Source organism: Porphyrobacter sp. MBR-49 (assembly GCF_053628655.1).
The window spans coordinates 1-15,870 of sequence record NZ_JBRJGU010000003.1; the positions used below are offsets into that span (position 1 = coordinate 1).

Annotated in this window: 24 protein-coding genes; 13 read left to right on the plus strand and 11 right to left on the minus strand. The window is 62.3% G+C overall.

What is annotated here, in order from left to right; translation table 11 throughout:
* Positions 1-163 precede the first annotated feature (163 nt).
* The 10 genes from ACSSV3_RS04490 to ACSSV3_RS04535 form a co-directional block, all read right to left on the minus strand.
* A complete protein-coding gene (locus ACSSV3_RS04490) occupies positions 164-574 on the minus strand; it encodes a SufE family protein (protein WP_354322472.1) in 411 nt (136 codons plus the stop codon).
* A 185-nt stretch (positions 575-759) separates the two neighbouring features.
* Complete coding sequence (locus ACSSV3_RS04495) at positions 760-936, minus strand: hypothetical protein (RefSeq protein WP_354322473.1); 177 nt, start codon at positions 934-936, stop codon at positions 760-762.
* A complete protein-coding gene (locus ACSSV3_RS04500) occupies positions 933-1,184 on the minus strand; it encodes a hypothetical protein (protein ID WP_354322474.1) in 252 nt (83 codons plus the stop codon). Before ACSSV3_RS04500 ends, ACSSV3_RS04495 begins: the two co-directional genes overlap by 4 nt.
* Complete coding sequence (locus ACSSV3_RS04505; protein WP_354322475.1) at positions 1,181-1,504, minus strand: hypothetical protein; 324 nt, start codon at positions 1,502-1,504, stop codon at positions 1,181-1,183. Before ACSSV3_RS04505 ends, ACSSV3_RS04500 begins: the two co-directional genes overlap by 4 nt.
* Positions 1,504-1,860, minus strand: a complete 357-nt coding sequence (locus ACSSV3_RS04510; RefSeq protein ID WP_354322477.1) for a hypothetical protein — start codon at positions 1,858-1,860, stop codon at positions 1,504-1,506. The genes ACSSV3_RS04505 and ACSSV3_RS04510 overlap by 1 nt, the downstream gene beginning before the upstream one ends.
* On the minus strand, positions 1,860-2,171 hold the full coding sequence (locus ACSSV3_RS04515) for a hypothetical protein (RefSeq protein ID WP_354322479.1): 312 nt from the start codon (positions 2,169-2,171) through the stop codon (positions 1,860-1,862). Before ACSSV3_RS04515 ends, ACSSV3_RS04510 begins: the two co-directional genes overlap by 1 nt.
* Positions 2,172-2,197: 26 nt before the next feature.
* Positions 2,198-2,575, minus strand: a complete 378-nt coding sequence (pspC, locus tag ACSSV3_RS04520; protein ID WP_354322481.1) for an envelope stress response membrane protein PspC — start codon at positions 2,573-2,575, stop codon at positions 2,198-2,200.
* Positions 2,572-2,883, minus strand: coding sequence for an envelope stress response membrane protein PspB (gene pspB / locus ACSSV3_RS04525; protein ID WP_354322483.1), 312 nt, complete (start codon positions 2,881-2,883; stop codon positions 2,572-2,574). The genes pspC and pspB overlap by 4 nt, the downstream gene beginning before the upstream one ends.
* 3 nt (positions 2,884-2,886) lie before the next feature.
* A complete protein-coding gene (gene pspA / locus ACSSV3_RS04530; RefSeq protein ID WP_454184754.1) occupies positions 2,887-3,732 on the minus strand; it encodes a phage shock protein PspA in 846 nt (281 codons plus the stop codon).
* A 139-nt stretch (positions 3,733-3,871) separates the two neighbouring features.
* Complete coding sequence (locus tag ACSSV3_RS04535; protein ID WP_354322485.1) at positions 3,872-4,057, minus strand: hypothetical protein; 186 nt, start codon at positions 4,055-4,057, stop codon at positions 3,872-3,874.
* Between ACSSV3_RS04535 and ACSSV3_RS04540 the strand changes: the two genes are divergently transcribed.
* The 10 genes from ACSSV3_RS04540 to rbfA all read left to right on the plus strand — a co-directional run bounded on the left by ACSSV3_RS04540 (position 4,056) and on the right by rbfA (position 12,833).
* A complete protein-coding gene (locus ACSSV3_RS04540) occupies positions 4,056-4,208 on the plus strand; it encodes a hypothetical protein (protein ID WP_354322487.1) in 153 nt (50 codons plus the stop codon). The two genes, ACSSV3_RS04535 and ACSSV3_RS04540, sit on opposite strands and share 2 nt — an antisense overlap.
* An 8-nt stretch (positions 4,209-4,216) precedes the next feature.
* On the plus strand, positions 4,217-5,263 hold the full coding sequence (gene pspF / locus ACSSV3_RS04545; RefSeq protein ID WP_354322489.1) for a phage shock protein operon transcriptional activator: 1,047 nt from the start codon (positions 4,217-4,219) through the stop codon (positions 5,261-5,263).
* A 43-nt stretch (positions 5,264-5,306) separates the two neighbouring features.
* A complete protein-coding gene (locus ACSSV3_RS04550) occupies positions 5,307-5,627 on the plus strand; it encodes a hypothetical protein (RefSeq protein WP_354322491.1) in 321 nt (106 codons plus the stop codon).
* A 95-nt stretch (positions 5,628-5,722) separates the two neighbouring features.
* Entirely contained in the window at positions 5,723-6,124 is a 402-nt protein-coding gene (locus ACSSV3_RS04555; RefSeq protein WP_354322493.1) for a PilZ domain-containing protein, read from the plus strand.
* 159 nt (positions 6,125-6,283) lie between these two features.
* Positions 6,284-6,853 (plus strand): ribosome maturation protein RimP, encoded by a 570-nt coding sequence (gene rimP / locus ACSSV3_RS04560; RefSeq protein WP_354322494.1) that lies wholly within the window; start codon positions 6,284-6,286, stop codon positions 6,851-6,853.
* Entirely contained in the window at positions 6,853-8,502 is a 1,650-nt protein-coding gene (gene nusA / locus ACSSV3_RS04565; protein ID WP_354322495.1) for a transcription termination factor NusA, read from the plus strand. The genes rimP and nusA overlap by 1 nt, the downstream gene beginning before the upstream one ends.
* The gene (locus ACSSV3_RS04570) at positions 8,483-9,274 is read left to right on the plus strand and encodes a DUF448 domain-containing protein (protein ID WP_354322497.1); all 792 of its coding nucleotides are present in this window, start codon (positions 8,483-8,485) and stop codon (positions 9,272-9,274) included. Before nusA ends, ACSSV3_RS04570 begins: the two co-directional genes overlap by 20 nt.
* Before the next feature lie 9 nt (positions 9,275-9,283).
* A complete protein-coding gene (infB, locus tag ACSSV3_RS04575; protein WP_354322499.1) occupies positions 9,284-11,836 on the plus strand; it encodes a translation initiation factor IF-2 in 2,553 nt (850 codons plus the stop codon).
* A gap of 154 nt (positions 11,837-11,990) precedes the next feature.
* A complete protein-coding gene (locus ACSSV3_RS04580) occupies positions 11,991-12,431 on the plus strand; it encodes a PaaI family thioesterase (protein ID WP_354322501.1) in 441 nt (146 codons plus the stop codon).
* 3 nt (positions 12,432-12,434) lie between these two features.
* Positions 12,435-12,833, plus strand: a complete 399-nt coding sequence (gene rbfA, locus ACSSV3_RS04585) for a 30S ribosome-binding factor RbfA (RefSeq protein WP_354322503.1) — start codon at positions 12,435-12,437, stop codon at positions 12,831-12,833.
* A gap of 10 nt (positions 12,834-12,843) precedes the next feature.
* On the opposite strand, the gene ACSSV3_RS04590 is transcribed toward rbfA, so the two are convergent.
* Complete coding sequence (locus tag ACSSV3_RS04590) at positions 12,844-13,425, minus strand: YceI family protein (RefSeq protein WP_354322505.1); 582 nt, start codon at positions 13,423-13,425, stop codon at positions 12,844-12,846.
* 81 nt (positions 13,426-13,506) lie between these two features.
* On the opposite strand from ACSSV3_RS04590, the gene ACSSV3_RS04595 reads away from it, so the two are divergent.
* Genes ACSSV3_RS04595 through truB form a run of 3 tightly spaced genes read left to right on the plus strand, consistent with a single transcriptional unit; the run spans position 13,507 to position 15,861 of the window.
* Positions 13,507-14,082, plus strand: a complete 576-nt coding sequence (locus ACSSV3_RS04595) for a thymidine kinase (RefSeq protein ID WP_354322506.1) — start codon at positions 13,507-13,509, stop codon at positions 14,080-14,082.
* Between the two features lie 52 nt (positions 14,083-14,134).
* Positions 14,135-14,860, plus strand: coding sequence for a site-2 protease family protein (locus ACSSV3_RS04600; RefSeq protein ID WP_354322508.1), 726 nt, complete (start codon positions 14,135-14,137; stop codon positions 14,858-14,860).
* Between the two features lie 56 nt (positions 14,861-14,916).
* Positions 14,917-15,861, plus strand: coding sequence for a tRNA pseudouridine(55) synthase TruB (gene truB / locus ACSSV3_RS04605; protein WP_454184755.1), 945 nt, complete (start codon positions 14,917-14,919; stop codon positions 15,859-15,861).
* The last annotated feature ends 9 nt before the right edge of the window (positions 15,862-15,870 follow it).

The following is a 15,870-nucleotide window of genomic DNA, read 5'->3' on the forward strand; positions in this document are numbered from 1 at the left end:
CCAGCCATCCAAAGCCCTTCGTCTGGAAGGCGGACCCCGACGAAATCATCGCCGCACGTAACCGGGGGTTCCAAACGTTGGAGTCAATCCACTAGACTCTTGTTAGTCTGCTTTTGGGCGGATGTTTCACGTGAAACATTGCTGGCTGTTGAGTGTTTGGCGGTCAGCCCGCCGCCAACCGCGCGGCGTGTCCTTTCACAAGTGCGATCATATTGGGCACGCCCTGGGTGCGGTTGCTCGATAGCTGGTTTTTGAGGTCAAACGGGGCCAGCGCGCCCATCACGTCCATTTGCGCGACTTCGGCGGCGGGCTTGTCCTGCACGGCGGCGATCACCAGCGCGACGATGCCCTTGGTGATCGCGGCATTGCTGTCGGCGAGGAAGTGGAGTTTCTGCTCCTGTTGCGAGGCGGGATAGACCCACACTGCGGCTGAACACCCGCGCACCAAAGTCGCATCGGTTTTCAGCGCATCGGGCATCGGTTCCAGCGTCCGGCCCAGCTCGATCAGCAACCCGTAACGGTCATCGCCTTCGAGGAATTCATACTCTTCGAGAATGTCGGAAAGGGTGCGCATGGAGTGCAGTTAGTTTGCCTTTTGCGAAAACCCAACCCCCTTCGTCCCACCCCCCCTTCGTCCCAACCCCCCTTCGTCCCAACCCCCCTTCGTCATTGCGAGGAGCCAAAGGCGACGCGGCAATCCAGAGCGTAGCGCGCGCCGCGCTGGATTGCTTCGCTACGCTCGCAATGACGCAATCAGCCTCACCCGCTCAGCCCGCCGGGGCGGGTGAAGGCGTGGTAGATGACATAGAACCAGCCGAAAAACCCGTGGACGATGGCCCAGATGATCGACTTGTTGAGGCTCCAGCTGATCGCCACCGCAATCGCGCTGCCAAGCCCGATCCCCGCCTGCGCGGCGGTATTGGCCCCGCCGCTCACAGTTCCACCCCGCTGGCGATGGCTTCCAGTTTGCGGATGCGTTCCTTGAGGTCAGCCAGTTCGATCCGCGCGGTGCCGATGGTCGAACCTTCGTCGGAGGCAGGGCGGTGGCCGCTGCGCTCCAGCTCCTGCCGTTTCAATTCCAGCCAGCCGTTCCATGCGCGCAGCAGGGCGGCGGCGATGACGATGATCGCGATCAGGCCGGATGTGGCGGTGATCAGCGTCGGGTCGAGAAGGGGCGTAATCATTCGCTGCGTTCCTCCTTGCTTGGCTTGTCTGTCGCAGGCAGTGCCCGCAGTGCTTCGATTTCGGCGGCGATGCGGTCGCGTTCGCGCGCCTCGCCGGTGTTGCCATCGGTGGCGATGCGTTCGAGCACCTTCACCCGTTCGCGCAGTTCTTCGACTTCGCGGCGTGCCTGTTCAAGCTCGGCAGCGCTGCGGCCATCATCGCGCGGGGCGAGGGTTTCCTTGCCATATTCATCGGAAATGATCCCCGCGCGGGCCTTGGCATATTGCACCACGCCCCAAACGATGATCGCGATGACGGCAACGATGGCCCAACCGCTCATCACGCTTCACCTTTGTCCTTGAGGTTCGACAAGGCCCGATCCCTGAGCGCATCGATTTCCGCGCCGAGGTGATAGCCGCCATCGGTCACGATTCGTTCGACATTGGCCATGCGATCCTTGAGGCTGCCGAGTTCAGCGCGCAGTTCGGCGTTTTCCTGGGTCAGCAGGGTGACGCGCTGGGCGTTCTGGGCATCCGATCCGGGCTTCAATGACTGGCCCCACATCCCTTCGAGCGGGTAGCCATTCTTGATCTTCATCCGGGTGGTCTGGAACGAGGTGAGGATTCCCGCCACGCCCAGCACAAACGCCCCGCCGATGATCCAGCCGAGATAGGGGAGAAAGTCGGCAGGCTCCATCACACGCGCTCCTTGCTGCCAAGGCCGAGCGGCACGCCCGCGCCTTCCTCGTCCACCCGGCGCTGGTCGCGCAACGCTTCGATCTGGGTGGCGATGTCGTAACCGCGATCGGTGACGATGCGTTCTAGCACCTGCACCCGGTCTTCCAACCGCTGGATGTGGGTCGCATATTGCGCGGCCTTTTCAGCGGTCTGTTCGGCAGTGGAGCCGATCTGCATTTCGGTCATCTTCTGCTGATGCTTGGTCCAGATTGCCACAAGGGGAATCGACAGGACGATGACGGGTAGCAGCAGTGCGAGTATGCCTTCCATTATTCAAACCCCCTCAGGTCAAAAGTTCAGCGCAGCCGCTCGATTTCGGCGGTCAGGCGCGGGTTGCTGCTGACATAGTGGTGTTCCACCGCCGCCAGCCGCCGGTCGATATCGCGGAAATTGGCGCGGATTTCGCGCGCGGTGCGCTTGGGATTCTGGCGCACGCCCTGCCAGTATTTCTGCTCGCTTTCATCGCGGTAAAGATAGGGCGGTTTTTTGTTGAGCAGGAACCCGGCGATCAGATAGCCGATGATCGATGAGCCGCTAGTGATGAAGAGCGAAGCAACGGCAGCCAGCCTGACCCAGAACACGTTGACCCCGGTGTAATCGGCAATCCCGGCGCAAACGCCCATCAGCTTGCCGTTATGCTTGTCGCGGTAAAGCGTGGTGTGGGGGGTGTTCATGCGCGGGTTCCTTTCTTTTCGGCCATCAGCGCGTCGAGTTCGCGCAGTTGCTGGTTGTCCTTTTCCTGATCGGAAATCAGGCGGCGGGCGGGGGTGAAGGCGGGGTCGTCACTGGCGACCAGCCGTTCCACCGTGTCCATCCGCTCATCCAGCCGCTTGGCGAGGTTGTAGAGTTCCTCCAGCAGCACTTCGTCATCGGTGGTGATGGTGGCGGCGGTTTTCCACTTGGTCATGTAATGAAGGATGACCCATGGCAGGCCGATGAAAAGCGTGGCGACGATCATCACCGCGATAAGTCCGTCTTCCATGGTCTATTCCCCCTTGCTGTCGTCGGCTTTGCCGAGCGCTTTTTTCATCGCTTCCAATTCATCATCAATCGCGTCCGATCCGGCGAGCGCCGCAATTTCATCGGCGAGCGTCGGGGGCTTGCCTTCGGCGATCTGCAAAGCGTCGGCGCGGCCTTCGGCGTAATCGACCCGGCGTTCGAGCTGGTCGAAGCGGGCGAGCGCCTCGTCGGTGCGTTCGGTGCTCATCAGCGTGCGCAGCTTGACGCGGTTTTCCGCGCTTTCGAGCCGCGCGGCGATCGCAGTCTGGCGGCTGCGGGCTTCGCGCAGGCGGTGCTGCAGCTTGGCGATATCGTCTTCGTAAGCGCGCAGCGCATCATCAAGAACCGCGATTTCGGTCTTGAGCTGATCGGCCATGTCACCGGCCTTCTTCTTTTCCACCAGCGCCGCACGGGCGAGGTCTTCGCGATCCTTGGACAGGGCGAGCTGCGCCTTTTCCCCCCAGTCGGCCTGAAGGCGGTCAAGCTTGACCGTGTGGCGGTGCATTTCTTTCTGATCGGCAATCGTGCGCGCCGCGCTGGCGCGGACTTCGACCAGGGTTTCCTCCATTTCGAGGATGATCATGCGGATCATCTTGGTCGGATCATCGGCCTTGTCGAGCATATCGTTGAAATTGGCGGCAATAATGTCGCGGGTGCGGCTGAAAATGCCCATGAAGGCTACTCCATCAAGAAACGAATTGATCTGGTCGCGGGGAGCGACTCGGTCTTGCTCCGGTTCACCGGTGCGCCCGCGCGTTTGCTTCGCGGAAGGGTTGCGGCGCAAGGCTTCGATTTCCTCATCAAGCCGCGACAGCCGCCCTGCGCTCAGCAAGCGGGAAGGTTGGGCCGGAGCGTCGCTGCTCTGGTCGACGCCTGCGGGGCTTGCGTCACCGGCAGCATTTGCGGGGGGGACATTTCGCTCCGGCCCGAGGGGATCGTGTTGGTCACGCGGGTTTCTGGGATTACCCATATCAGGCGATCTCGATCATCGCGCCGACTTCGGACGCGGGGTGAACGATCGGGGCGGCGCTGACCGCACCCGGCTGGATCTGCGAAGACAGCGCGATCATCATCACCATGGCGGCAATGCTGGCCATCGCGGCGTGCCCGAGCTTGCTGCTCCAGAAGGTGTTAGTGGCGGGTTTGGAGTTGATCATGATGAGCCTCTCAGGTGGTATCCGTGGTCTTGCCGAGTATTTTGCAACCCCCGTGCCAAATCGCAAAAATGGCGGATTATCACGGTTTTTTGCTGAAAATCAGCCACGCCCATTGGGGTCTATTGCCAAGCATTGGGAAATTTCACTATAAGTTTGGATATGCAGCACGAAACCCAATTCATCGGCCAGTCGGGGGCTTTTCTGGATGCGGTCGAACGAGCCAGCCGCGCGGCATCGATGAACCGCCCAGTGCTGGTGATCGGTGAGCGTGGCACCGGCAAGGAACTGATCGCCGAACGCTTGCACCGCCTGTCGAGCCGCTGGGACGAGCCGCTCGTCACCATGAACTGCGCGGCCTTGCCCGAAACCCTGATCGAAGCCGAATTGTTCGGGCACGAAGCCGGAGCGTTTACCGGCGCAACCAAATCGCGCGCGGGCCGGTTTGAGGAAGCCGACCGCGGCACGCTGTTCCTTGATGAACTCGGCACGCTGTCGATGGGCGCGCAGGAGCGGTTGCTGCGCGCGGTCGAGTATGGCGAGATCACCCGCATCGGTGCCTCCCGCCCGATCCGGGTCGATGTGCGAATTGTCGCGGCGACCAATGATGATCTGCCCGCGCTGGCAGCGGCGGGCGAGTTTCGCGCCGACCTGCTCGACCGGCTGAGCTTTGAGGTCATCACCTTGCCGCCCTTGCGGGTGCGTGAGGGTGATATCGGCGTGCTGGCGGAATATTTCGGGCGGCGCATGGCGGCAGAGCTGGAATGGGATCGCTGGCCGGGATTTGCAGATCACGTGATGGATGCGCTGGAAGATCACCAGTGGCCCGGCAATGTCCGCGAATTGCGCAACGTGGTTGAACGCGCGGTCTATCGCTGGGCCGATGCAGAAGCGCCGATTGCGCACGTGCAATTCGATCCGTTCGACAGCCCGTGGCGGCCGCAACCGCCGCAGCATCGCCGCGCGCCAACCGCGCCACCTGCCACCGGTGCCGCTGCCCATATTGTGTCTGCTGCAACCGAGGTCGACGCAATCGACGACCTGCGCGCAGCGGTTGACGCGCACGAACGCACCATCCTGCAACATGCGCTGGGCAAGCATCGCTGGAACCAGCGCCAGACCGCGCGGGCGCTTAACCTGACCTATGACCAACTGCGCCATGCGATCCGCAAGCACGGGCTGATGGAGGGGCAGGAGGAGGGCGCCTAATCAGGGATTAATCGCAACCTCATGTTCGTTTGGGAGCGGGACGATGCGCGCACTTCTCGATATTGTTGAAAACCTCACCAGCACTGTCCGGTTCATTTTCGGGATCATTGCGCTTGGCTTTATTGTCACGGGCCTGATGTTCACCATAGGCGCGTCCTATTTCGTGCCCAAGGCAGTCGATTCAGTAGGCGAACGGGCCGAGCGGATCGGCGAAAAGGCGATTATCGCCGCTCAGGAGGAACGCCGCGCTGCAGAAATGGCCAAGGATGGCTGGGGCTACCGGCCGCCAAGCGCGGCATCCCAGCGCGATCGGCAGCCCGATAACTCGCGCGACAGCCACAAGGATGGTGGCTGGGGCTATTAGCTCCTGACCTTATGATCGCCGTCTGATGTCTCAGTAAAAACCCGTAGGTGCATGGTCGCACCGCGCTTACCATGCTGCTGTTATCCTGCAGCACTATGTTGCCGAAACTTGCCACGCCTGATCGCGGCCCGCTGGAAAACGTCGGGCGGCGCGGCGCATCGCGATTGCGGCTATCGATACCAGCGCGGTTGATTACGACCTGCGAAACACAGATGTGCGTGCTGCTCGACCTATCACGAACAGGGGCGCGAATCGGGTTGGCGCGTCCTCTCAATGAAGGCGCAAGCGGCTATCTCCGGATCGAAGGCATGGAGATGTTCGTCACCGCGATCCGGCGCACTGCTGGCATTGATGGCGGCACCAATGGTTTGGCGTTCGACCTGCCGATTGCGCATGATGCGGTCGTGGCGATGCGGCATTACGCAGCCTCCTTCGAACGGCGCAAGCGTGAGGACTTGCGCGATCAGGTTCGCCGCTGGGTCACTGGCTGCAACTGACAGTTGCGACACGGCCCGCTGCCTTCGCGCTTGCCAAACCGGGCGCGCGCGCCTAATGGGCCGCTAATCCCGGCATTGTGGTAACAAGGTTTGGATGCTGGCGCCGCTTGGGGCCGGCACAAACCCGCATTTCTGCATGGCGGCCCTGATGGAGCAAGAATGGCCGATATCGCGCGCCTTATCCAGTTGATCGAACCCGAGGCGCAGGCGCTCGGGTTTGAACTGGTGCGCGTGGCGATGATCGCTTCTGAAGCGGGTGATGGCGGCATGGCGCTGCAGATCATGGCCGAAGACCCGGCTACCGGACAGCTGGTGATCGATCAATGCGCGGCCCTGTCGCGCCGGGTATCCGACGTGATCGACGCCGCCGAAGAAGCGGGCGACGTGCTGATCGAGGGGGCATACCACCTCGAAGTCAGTTCGCCCGGCATCGACCGCCCGCTGACCCGCGAAAAGGATTTCGCGAATTGGGCAGGTCACGACGTGCGGATCGTGATGGACAAGGGCTTTGACGGCCAGCGCGTCAACAAGGGCGTGCTGCATGGCCTTGAAGATGGTATGGTGCATATTACCGAAGTCAAGGCAGGCGATGTTCGCCTGCCGCTGACGCAGATTCACACGGCCAAGCTCGTCCTGACCGACGCGCTGATCGCCGCTACCCGCCCGCTGGATACCAGCGGGGCCGACGAACTTATCGAAGACAACGTAGAAGAAAAGGCAGACGACTGATGGCCAGTGCCATTTCCGCCAATAAGGCCGAACTCCTTGCGATTGCCAATGCGGTCGCCACGGAAAAGATGATCGACAAATCCATCGTTATCGAGGCGATGGAAGAAGCGATCCAGAAATCCGCGCGTAACCGCTACGGTGCGGAAAACGACATCCGGGCCAAGCTTGATCCGCTGACCGGCGATCTGACGCTGTGGCGCGTGGTCGAGGTGGTCGAAGAGGTTGAAGACTACTTCAAGCAGGTCGATCTGAAGCAGGCTGAAAAGCTGCAACCGGGTGCGACCGTTGGCGATTTTATCGTCGATCCGCTGCCGCCGGTCGATCTTGGCCGCATCGACGCGCAATCTGCCAAGCAGGTGATCTTCCAGAAGGTTCGCGATGCTGAGCGTGAGCGCCAGTTCGAAGAATTCAAGGATCGTCAGGGCGAAGTCATCACCGGGGTGATCAAGTCGGTCGAATTCGGCCATGTGATCGTCAACCTTGGCCGCGCCGAAGGCGTGATCCGCCGCGATCAGCAGATCCCGCGCGAAGCCGCCCGCACGGGTGAGCGCGTGCGCGCGCTGATCACCAAGGTCGAACGCAATAATCGCGGCCCGCAGATTTTCCTCAGCCGCGCGCACCCCGATTTCATGCGCAAGCTGTTCGCGCAGGAAGTGCCCGAAATCTACGACGGCATCATCGAAATCAAGGCCGCCGCCCGCGATCCGGGCAGCCGCGCCAAGATTGGCGTGATCAGCCACGATTCCAGCATTGACCCGGTCGGCGCCTGCGTCGGCATGAAGGGCAGCCGCGTGCAGGCGGTGGTGCAGGAATTGCAGGGCGAAAAGATCGACATCATCCCGTGGTCGGAAGACACCGCGACCTTCGTGGTCAACGCGTTGCAGCCCGCCACTGTCAGCCGCGTCGTGCTCGACGAAGATGATGGCCGCATCGAAGTCGTGGTGCCCGACGATCAGCTCAGCCTGGCAATTGGCCGACGCGGCCAGAACGTGCGGCTGGCGAGCCAGCTGACCGGCCACCAGATCGACATCATGACCGAGGAAGAAGCCTCGGAAAAGCGGTCGAAGGAATTTGCCGAGCGTTCGAAGATGTTCGAGGAAGAGCTCGACGTCGACGAAACCCTGTCGCAGCTGCTGGTGGCCGAAGGCTTCGCCGAACTGGTCGAAGTCGCTTATGTCGACCTGGCTGAACTCGCGACCATCGAAGGGTTCGACGAAGAACTCGCCGAAGAATTGCAAAGCCGCGCGCTCGAAGCGCTCGAACGTCAGGAAGCAGCCCACCGTGAGGTGCGCCGCGAACTGGGCGTTGAAGACGCGCTGGCGGAAATGCCGCACCTGAACGAAGCGATGCTGGTCACGCTCGGCAAGGCGGGGATCAAGACGCTGGATGATCTGGCCGATCTTGCCACTGACGAATTGATCGCCAAGAAGCGCGAAGCCCCGCGTCGCCGCAATAATGATGCCGCCGGCCCGCCAATGCGGCGCCCGCAGCGTGAACAAGACAAGGGCGGCGTGCTGGGCGAATATGGCCTGAGCGAAGAACAGGGCAACGAAATCATCATGGCAGCCCGCGCACACTGGTTTGAAGACGAAGACTCCGTCTCCAACCCCGACACTCAGGAGGCCGCCCATGCGGACTCCACCCAATGAGCGCCTGACGTCCGACATCGTTGAGCCGGAACTCCCCGCTGCGGTCGCCAATGACCCGGGGAGCGAGCGGCGCTGTATCCTTTCCGGGGAATGCTCGGCGCGGGATGATCTGCTGCGTCTGGCGATTTCGCCCGACGGGCTGGTGCTGCCCGATGTGGCCGGCAAGGCCCCGGGGCGCGGGGCTTGGATCACGCCGGACCGCGCGCTGCTGGAAACTGCGCTGGCCGATGGCGCGCTGAAGAAAGCACTGCTGCGCGCGTTCAAAGGTGCAGCTCTGACTATCCCCGATGACCTGGCTGACCGCGCGGAAGCCGCGCTGGCGCGCCATTTGTGCGACCGGCTGGGGCTTGAACTGCGTTCTGGCAAGATTGTGCTGGGATCGGCGCGGATCGAAGAACAGGCGCGATCAGGCAGGCTTGCCGCCTTGCTCCACGCCAGCGACAGCAGTGAAGACGGGCGGCGCAAGCTGGATCAGGCCTGGCGCGTCGGGCGTGAGGTTGAAGGCTCGGGCGAACGGGGCCAGGTCTTGCCACTGGACCGCACCGCGCTGTCTGTGGCATTGGGCCGCGACAATGTCGTCCACTTGGGCGTTGCCGGGCATCCCGGCGATACACGCGCGGCGAAGCGGGTGCTCGATCCGGTCACTCGGCTGACGAACTACCTTGGTGAGCGCGGCGCGCACATAACGAATGATATCGGTCGGGACGCATCCGGCCACGGCGACCAGCCCATATCGGGGCTGGCGACAATTGATGAATACGTGAAGGATTAAAGAGTTACAATGAGCGACGACGACAACCAGCGCACCCGCAAGCCCCTCGGCCTCAAACGGTCGGTTGACGCGGGCGAGGTCAAGCAGACCTTCAGCCATGGCCGCACCAACAAGGTGGTGGTCGAGGTGAAGCGTCGCCGCGCGATCGGCAAACCCGGTAGCGAGCCCGCTGCGCCTCCGCCGCCCGCGCCGCCTCCGGTCGCCGAAACGCCCGCTCCGGCGCCAACCCCGAAGCCGCGCCCGGCGCGCGCCGCGCCTGCTGGCGAAACCCCGCAAGAGCGTGTCAAACGCCTCCAGCTTGAAGCCGAGGAAGAGCGGCTGCAACGCGCCCAGGAAGCGCGCAAGCGTGAAGAAATCGAAGCGCGCGAGCGCGATGACGAAGAACGCCGCCGGGTTGAGGACAATCGCCGCGCTGAAGAAGAAGCCGAAAAGCAGCGCGGTGAAGCTGCAAACGCGGCGCCAGCGGTTGAGTCTGAACCTAGTGATGCCGCGCCGGTAGCTCCGGTTGAGGCAGAGTCTGCAACCCCTGCCACAAAGGCGGACGCTGCGCCCAGCCCGCGCCGCTTCACCCCGATCGAACGGCCCGAGCCCAAGCGGCCCGAGGTCAAGAAGAAGAAGGAAGACAAACGCGCCGCGCCAATCGATGCTGACAAAGACAAGCGCCGTTCAGGCAAGCTGACCGTCACCCGCGCACTCAACGAAGACGAAGGCCGCCGCGCCCGCAGCCTCGCCGCGCTCAAGCGTGCGCGCGAAAAGGAACGCCGCGGGCAGGGTGGCCCGTCCAAGCCGCGTGAAAAGCAGGTGCGCGACGTGGTCGTGCCTGAAGCGATCACCGTCGGCGAACTGGCCAACCGTATGGCCGAAAAGGGCGCGGATCTGGTGAAGGCGCTGTTCAACATGGGCATGATGGTCACGGTCAACCAGACCATCGATCAGGACACTGCCGAACTGCTGGTCGAGGAATTCGGCCACAATATCACCCGCGTATCGGCCAGCGATGTCGATATCGACAATTCCGAGGCAATGGACCCGGCAGAAACGCTGCGTCCGCGTCCGCCGGTGGTAACGATCATGGGCCACGTCGATCACGGCAAGACCAGTCTGCTGGATGCGCTGCGCGGCACCGATGTGGTGAAGGGCGAAGCTGGCGGGATCACACAGCATATCGGTGCCTATCAGATCACCGCGAAATCGGGTTCGGGCGATGAGCAGAAGATTACCTTCCTTGATACGCCGGGCCACGCCGCCTTTTCCGAAATGCGTATGCGCGGTGCGAACGTCACCGATATCGTGATTCTGGTGGTCGCGGCGGATGACGGGATCATGCCGCAGACGATTGAAGCGATTAAACATACGCAGGCAGCGGGTGTGCCGATGATCGTGGCGATCAACAAGTGCGACAAGCCCGAAGCCAATCCGCAAAAGGTGCGGGAGCGCTTGCTTGAGCATAACGTGATGGTCGAGGCGATGTCGGGCGAAGTGCAGGATGTTGAAGTATCGGCAACCACCGGCGCGGGGCTTGATAAGCTGATCGAAGCGATCGGATTGCAGGCTGAATTGCTCGAACTCAAAGCCCGGCCTGACCGTGATGCCGAAGCAACCGTGATCGAAGCGCAGCTCGACAAGGGCCGCGGCCCGGTGGCGACTGTGCTGGTGACGCGCGGCACGTTGAAGCGCGGCGACAACTTCGTGGTTGGCACCCAAAGCGGCAAGGTGCGCGCGATTGTCGACGACAAGGGCAATCAGTTGAAGGAGGCCGGGCCTTCGATGCCGGTTGAGGTGCTGGGTCTGGGCGGTGTGCCGTCAGCAGGCGACAACCTCACCGTGGTCGAAAACGAACAGCGCGCGCGCGAAGTTGCCAAATATCGTCTCGAAATCGCGACCGAAAAGCGCACCGCGCTGGCCCCGACCAATTTCGACACGATGTTCAGCACCTTGTCTTCCAGCGTCATCGAATTCCCGGTGGTGGTGAAGGCCGATGTGCAAGGCAGCGTCGAGGCGATCGTCAACGCGCTCCACAACCTGTCGAATGACGAGATCAAGGTGCGCGTGCTGAATGCCGGCGTGGGCGCGATCACTGAAAGCGATGTGACGCTGGCAGCAGCGTCAAAGGCGCCGATCATCGGCTTCAACGTGCGTCCCAATGCCAAGGCGCGCGATTTGCTGAAACGCGATAATGTCCGGATGATGTATTATGATGTCATCTATCACCTGACCGATGCCATCGCCAAGGAAATGGCGGGCGAGCTGGGGCCGGAACGGATCGAAACCGTGGTTGGCCGGGCCGAAGTCAAGCAGGTGTTCCCGGCGGGCAAGAAGGACAAGGCAGCCGGGCTGCTGGTTCTGGAAGGCGCGATCCGCAAGGGCCTGTTCGCGCGCCTTACCCGCGCCGATGTTATCGTTTCGGCGACCAAGATCCAATCGCTGCGGCGGTTCAAGGACGATGTCGACGAAGTCCGCACCGGTCTGGAATGCGGCGTAGTGCTCGAAGACACCAACGACATCAAACCGGGCGACAACCTCGAAGTCTTCTCGGTCGAGGAGCGTGAGCGGACGCTCTAGTCTTGCCTCGAATGCATGACTTTCGACGAGGAGGTTGAATGCCATATAGACCAAACAGGTGGCCTCGATTTGCCGCAGCGATTGTCTTGGCACCAATTGCCTTGATGATGCTCGTGTTTGGTCTTTACGTCCTATGGGGCGCTGGAGTGGGACTGTGAGCGACGACGCCTTTTACCCTGACGATGCCGGGCAGTCGCCGCATACGGCGCTGCTCGGCTCGCAATTTGTGGGCTGGGATTCCGCCAGCCAGACTGCCACCATGCGTTTCACCGTGAAGCGTGAAATGACCACCTGGCGCGGCGGCGTGCAGGGGGGCTTGGTTGCGGGCTATCTGGATGATGTGATGGGCTATGCCTATGTCGCGTCAACCGATGGCGAGATGGCGCCGCTGAACCTGGAAATTTCCATGTCGCTGATCCGCCTGATACCCGAAGGCGCGACGATTATCGGCAAGGGCAGGGTGGTCAAGGCCGGTCGGCGCGTGGTGTTCCTTGAAGGTGAATTGCTGGGAGAAGACGGCACGCTCCACGCCCGCGCCACCTCAACCGCAATCCCGACCCCGCGCCCCACGCCAACCTCCACCGGGATGGTTTGAGGCATGGCAAAGACCCCTTTCACCCCCGAACAGCAATCGGTACGCGTGCTCAAGGTGGGCGAGCGGGTGCGGCATATCCTGTCGGAACTGCTGGCGCGCGGCGAAGTGCATGATGATGTGGTCAGCGCGGCGAACATTTCGGTCACCGAAGTGCGCATGACGCCCGATCTGCGCCACGCCACCGCTTACATCAAACCGATGCTGGGTGCGGGCGAGGATGAGGTGGTGCACGCGCTGCGCCAGAACACCGCGTTCCTGCAGCGCGAGGTGGCCAAACGCCTCGGCCTTAAATTCGCGCCCAAACTGCGCTTTCGCAAGGATGAAAGCTTTGCCGAGGCTGACCGGATCGAGGCGTTGCTGCGCGATCCCAAGGTGGCGCGCGATCTGGGCGAAGAAGAGTGAATCCCCGCCTCTAACGCGGCACCATTCGTGCCTTCAGCATGATGTCCACCTTGTTGCCGACGATCAGCTGATAGGATTTCATTCCATATTGCCGCCGGTCAATCGTGGTGGTGCCGGTGAAGCTGACCGGCTGGCCTACCTGCGTCAGTGGGTCGGCATCGAAGGTGACGGTAAGCGTCTGCGGCTTGGTCACCCCGCGCGCGGTCAACTCGCCTTCCACGGTGCCGCGCGTCGGGCTGGTCAGCTTCAACGATCGGCCGACGAAGTGCACGGTCGGGTATTTTTCGACCCAGAAGAACTTCTCGCCGCGCAGGCGGCTTAACGTCAGGTCATCGGGCGCTTCAATCGCGGTGGCATCAAACGTCACGTCGATTACCGCGCGTTCGGGCGCGCCGGGAACAATCGTGACTGCACCCTGCATTTGGGGAAAGCGTGCGGTTTTGCTGGCGATCCCGAAGAACGGAACCTTGGCCGATACATTGCTGGCGCTGGCATCAAGCGTGTAGCGCTGCGGCGCGCCGATATTCGCAATCGCAAATATCGCCAGCAGCGGCAGCAGGATGATCCGAACAAGGACGGCTGGTTTGCTCATTATGCTGCTTATACGCCTCAACCGGGCAAAAGGTCCAAGCCCTATCTCGCCGTGCGCGCGACGAATCGTTAGGTTGGCGCGATGGCCAAACTCTATTTCTACTATGCCAGCATGAACGCGGGCAAATCATCGCACCTGTTGCAGGCGGATTTCAATTACCGTGAACGCGGGATGCGCACGATGTTGTGGACCGCCGCGCTTGATAGCCGATCAGCCGGGATGGTGCGCAGCCGCATCGGGCTGGAAAGCGCGGCGCAGCGGTTCCACCCGGACACTGATCTGTGGGCAGAGGTTGCCGCTGCCCATGCTGCCACGCCGCTCGATTGCGTGCTGGTGGACGAGGCGCAGTTCCTTGACCCCAAACAGGTTTGGCAGCTTGCGCGGCTGGCGGATGAGACCGGGGTGCCGGTGCTATGCTACGGATTGCGCACCGATTTTCAGGGCGAATTGTTCCCCGGTTCGGCGGTGCTGCTGGGGATTGCGGATGCACTGGTGGAACTGAAAGCGGTATGCCACTGTGGGCGCAAGGCGACGATGAACTTGCGGGTTGATGCCAGCGGAAAAGCCGTGCGGCAGGGCCAGCAGACCGAAATCGGCGGCAATGATCGCTATGTCGCGCTGTGCCGCAAACATTTTTCGCAAGCGTTGGCCGGGTGATTGTGCCCTGCGCCTCTGGCTTTCGCCGGGCTGCACCCTACATGCTGCGGCGATGACCCAAACCCTCTCCCTTGCGCTGGTGCTGATCCCGGCGCTTGTCATTGCCATCGTGTTTCACGAGGTCGCGCATGGCTATGCCGCCAAATTGCTCGGCGATACCACCGCGTCGGATCGCGGGCGGTTGACGCTCAATCCGATCAGGCATGTCGACCCGGTCGGCACGCTGTTGGTGCCGGGCGCGCTGGCGCTGCTGGGCGGGCCGGTGTTTGGCTGGGCCAAGCCGGTGCCGGTCAACAAATGGCGGCTTAGCAATCCGCGGTTCGGGATGATGGCGGTGGCCGCCGCCGGGCCGGGGAGCAATTTCGTGCTTGCAGCTGTGGGCGCAGTGCTGCTGGGGCTGGCGATGCCTTCGGGCGTTGGCATGGGCGGCGATGTGGACGGCGGCGCGGCGCTGCTGGTCAATCGGCTGGGTGAGACCCAATGGCTTGCTACCGGCTTATTTTACTTCATCCTCATCAACATCTTCCTCGGCCTGTTCAACCTGTTGCCGATCCCGCCATTTGATGGATCGCACATTGTCGGCGGGCTGTTGCCAGCGCGGTTGCAGGCGGGGTGGGAAAAGTTGCAAGGCATTGGCATGGCGCTGTTGTTGATCCTGATCGCGGCAAGCTGGGTGTTCGGAACGGGTTGGCTTAGCCAGGTGCTGATGCCGCCGGTCGCCGCGATGATGGGCCTTTATCTAGGTCTGGCAGATGCGATTGCGGCGCTGATTGCCTGATTTGTGCGCGGGCGCATTGCGTGGCGTTTTGGGCGCGGCCTGATTAAGAGGACACGGTGAACGATAGCGTTAAACCTGTGCCGCTGTCTGGCTGGCTGATCCTTGATAAGCCGCGCGGGCTGGGCAGCACCCAAGGCGTGAGCGCGGTCAAGCGCGTGCTACGACAGGGGGGCTATGCCAAGACCAAGGTGGGGCATGGCGGCACGCTCGATCCGCTGGCTGAAGGCGTGCTGCCGATCGCGCTGGGGGAGGCGACGAAACTTGCCGGGCGGATGCTCGACGCCAGCAAGATCTACGAATTCACTGTGCAGTTTGGGGCTGAAACCGCAACGCTTGATACTGAAGGTGAGGTGGTGGCGACCAGCGATCACCGTCCGACGATGGCTGAGATAGAAGCGATACTGCCGCGCTTTACCGGGCCGATCGAACAGGTGCCGCCGGCCTATTCCGCGCTGAAGGTCGATGGCCAGCGCGCCTATGACCGCGCACGGGCGGGCGAGGCGGTGGAATTGCAGGCGAGGGCGGTGACGATCCATTCGCTCGCTATCCGTCATTCCGGCGAAGGTCGCGGTGACGATATTGTGCAAGACATCACCCTTGCCGCCCACGTGTCCAAAGGCACCTATATCCGCAGCCTCGCGCGCGACATTGCCAGCGCGCTTGGCACCTGCGGTCATGTCACCTACCTGCGCCGCACCAAGGCTGGGCCGTTCACCGAGGCCCAAGCGATTTCGCTGGACTTGCTGGAGGAATCCGCTAAGCGCCGCGCATTAGAAAACCTGATCCTGCCGTTAGAGGCAGGGCTGGACGACATCCCGGCCCTCCACCTCGATCAGACAAGCGCGCAGGCGGTCCGTCAGGGCCGGGTATTGTCTGACATGCCCCAATCATCCGGGCTTTATCTGGCGAAACTGGGCGCTGTCCCGGTCGCGCTGATGGAAATCACGGATGGCATGGCCGCGGTCGTGCGGGGTTTTAACCTTCCCGATGTCGCTGAGTAAGGATGAAAA

What these genes read in the sequence shown, in the direction of transcription:
- ACSSV3_RS04490 (WP_354322472.1), bottom strand. Translation starts at nt 574, where the DNA reads ATGCGCACCCTTTCCGACATTCTCGAAGAGTATGAATTCCTCGAAGGC.
- ACSSV3_RS04500 (WP_354322474.1), bottom strand. Translation starts at nt 1,184, where the DNA reads ATGATTACGCCCCTTCTCGACCCGACGCTGATCACCGCCACATCCGGC.
- ACSSV3_RS04505 (WP_354322475.1), bottom strand. Translation starts at nt 1,504, where the DNA reads ATGAGCGGTTGGGCCATCGTTGCCGTCATCGCGATCATCGTTTGGGGC.
- ACSSV3_RS04510 (WP_354322477.1), bottom strand. Translation starts at nt 1,860, where the DNA reads ATGGAGCCTGCCGACTTTCTCCCCTATCTCGGCTGGATCATCGGCGGG.
- ACSSV3_RS04515 (WP_354322479.1), bottom strand. Translation starts at nt 2,171, where the DNA reads ATGGAAGGCATACTCGCACTGCTGCTACCCGTCATCGTCCTGTCGATT.
- pspC (WP_354322481.1), bottom strand. Translation starts at nt 2,575, where the DNA reads ATGAACACCCCCCACACCACGCTTTACCGCGACAAGCATAACGGCAAG.
- pspB (WP_354322483.1), bottom strand. Translation starts at nt 2,883, where the DNA reads ATGGAAGACGGACTTATCGCGGTGATGATCGTCGCCACGCTTTTCATC.
- ACSSV3_RS04540 (WP_354322487.1), top strand. Translation starts at nt 4,056, where the DNA reads ATGATGAGCCTCTCAGGTGGTATCCGTGGTCTTGCCGAGTATTTTGCA.
- ACSSV3_RS04535 (WP_354322485.1), bottom strand. Translation starts at nt 4,057, where the DNA reads ATGATCAACTCCAAACCCGCCACTAACACCTTCTGGAGCAGCAAGCTC.
- pspF (WP_354322489.1), top strand. Translation starts at nt 4,217, where the DNA reads ATGCAGCACGAAACCCAATTCATCGGCCAGTCGGGGGCTTTTCTGGAT.
- ACSSV3_RS04550 (WP_354322491.1), top strand. Translation starts at nt 5,307, where the DNA reads ATGCGCGCACTTCTCGATATTGTTGAAAACCTCACCAGCACTGTCCGG.
- ACSSV3_RS04555 (WP_354322493.1), top strand. Translation starts at nt 5,723, where the DNA reads ATGTTGCCGAAACTTGCCACGCCTGATCGCGGCCCGCTGGAAAACGTC.
- rimP (WP_354322494.1), top strand. Translation starts at nt 6,284, where the DNA reads ATGGCCGATATCGCGCGCCTTATCCAGTTGATCGAACCCGAGGCGCAG.
- nusA (WP_354322495.1), top strand. Translation starts at nt 6,853, where the DNA reads ATGGCCAGTGCCATTTCCGCCAATAAGGCCGAACTCCTTGCGATTGCC.
- ACSSV3_RS04570 (WP_354322497.1), top strand. Translation starts at nt 8,483, where the DNA reads ATGCGGACTCCACCCAATGAGCGCCTGACGTCCGACATCGTTGAGCCG.
- infB (WP_354322499.1), top strand. Translation starts at nt 9,284, where the DNA reads ATGAGCGACGACGACAACCAGCGCACCCGCAAGCCCCTCGGCCTCAAA.
- rbfA (WP_354322503.1), top strand. Translation starts at nt 12,435, where the DNA reads ATGGCAAAGACCCCTTTCACCCCCGAACAGCAATCGGTACGCGTGCTC.
- ACSSV3_RS04590 (WP_354322505.1), bottom strand. Translation starts at nt 13,425, where the DNA reads ATGAGCAAACCAGCCGTCCTTGTTCGGATCATCCTGCTGCCGCTGCTG.
- ACSSV3_RS04595 (WP_354322506.1), top strand. Translation starts at nt 13,507, where the DNA reads ATGGCCAAACTCTATTTCTACTATGCCAGCATGAACGCGGGCAAATCA.
- ACSSV3_RS04600 (WP_354322508.1), top strand. Translation starts at nt 14,135, where the DNA reads ATGACCCAAACCCTCTCCCTTGCGCTGGTGCTGATCCCGGCGCTTGTC.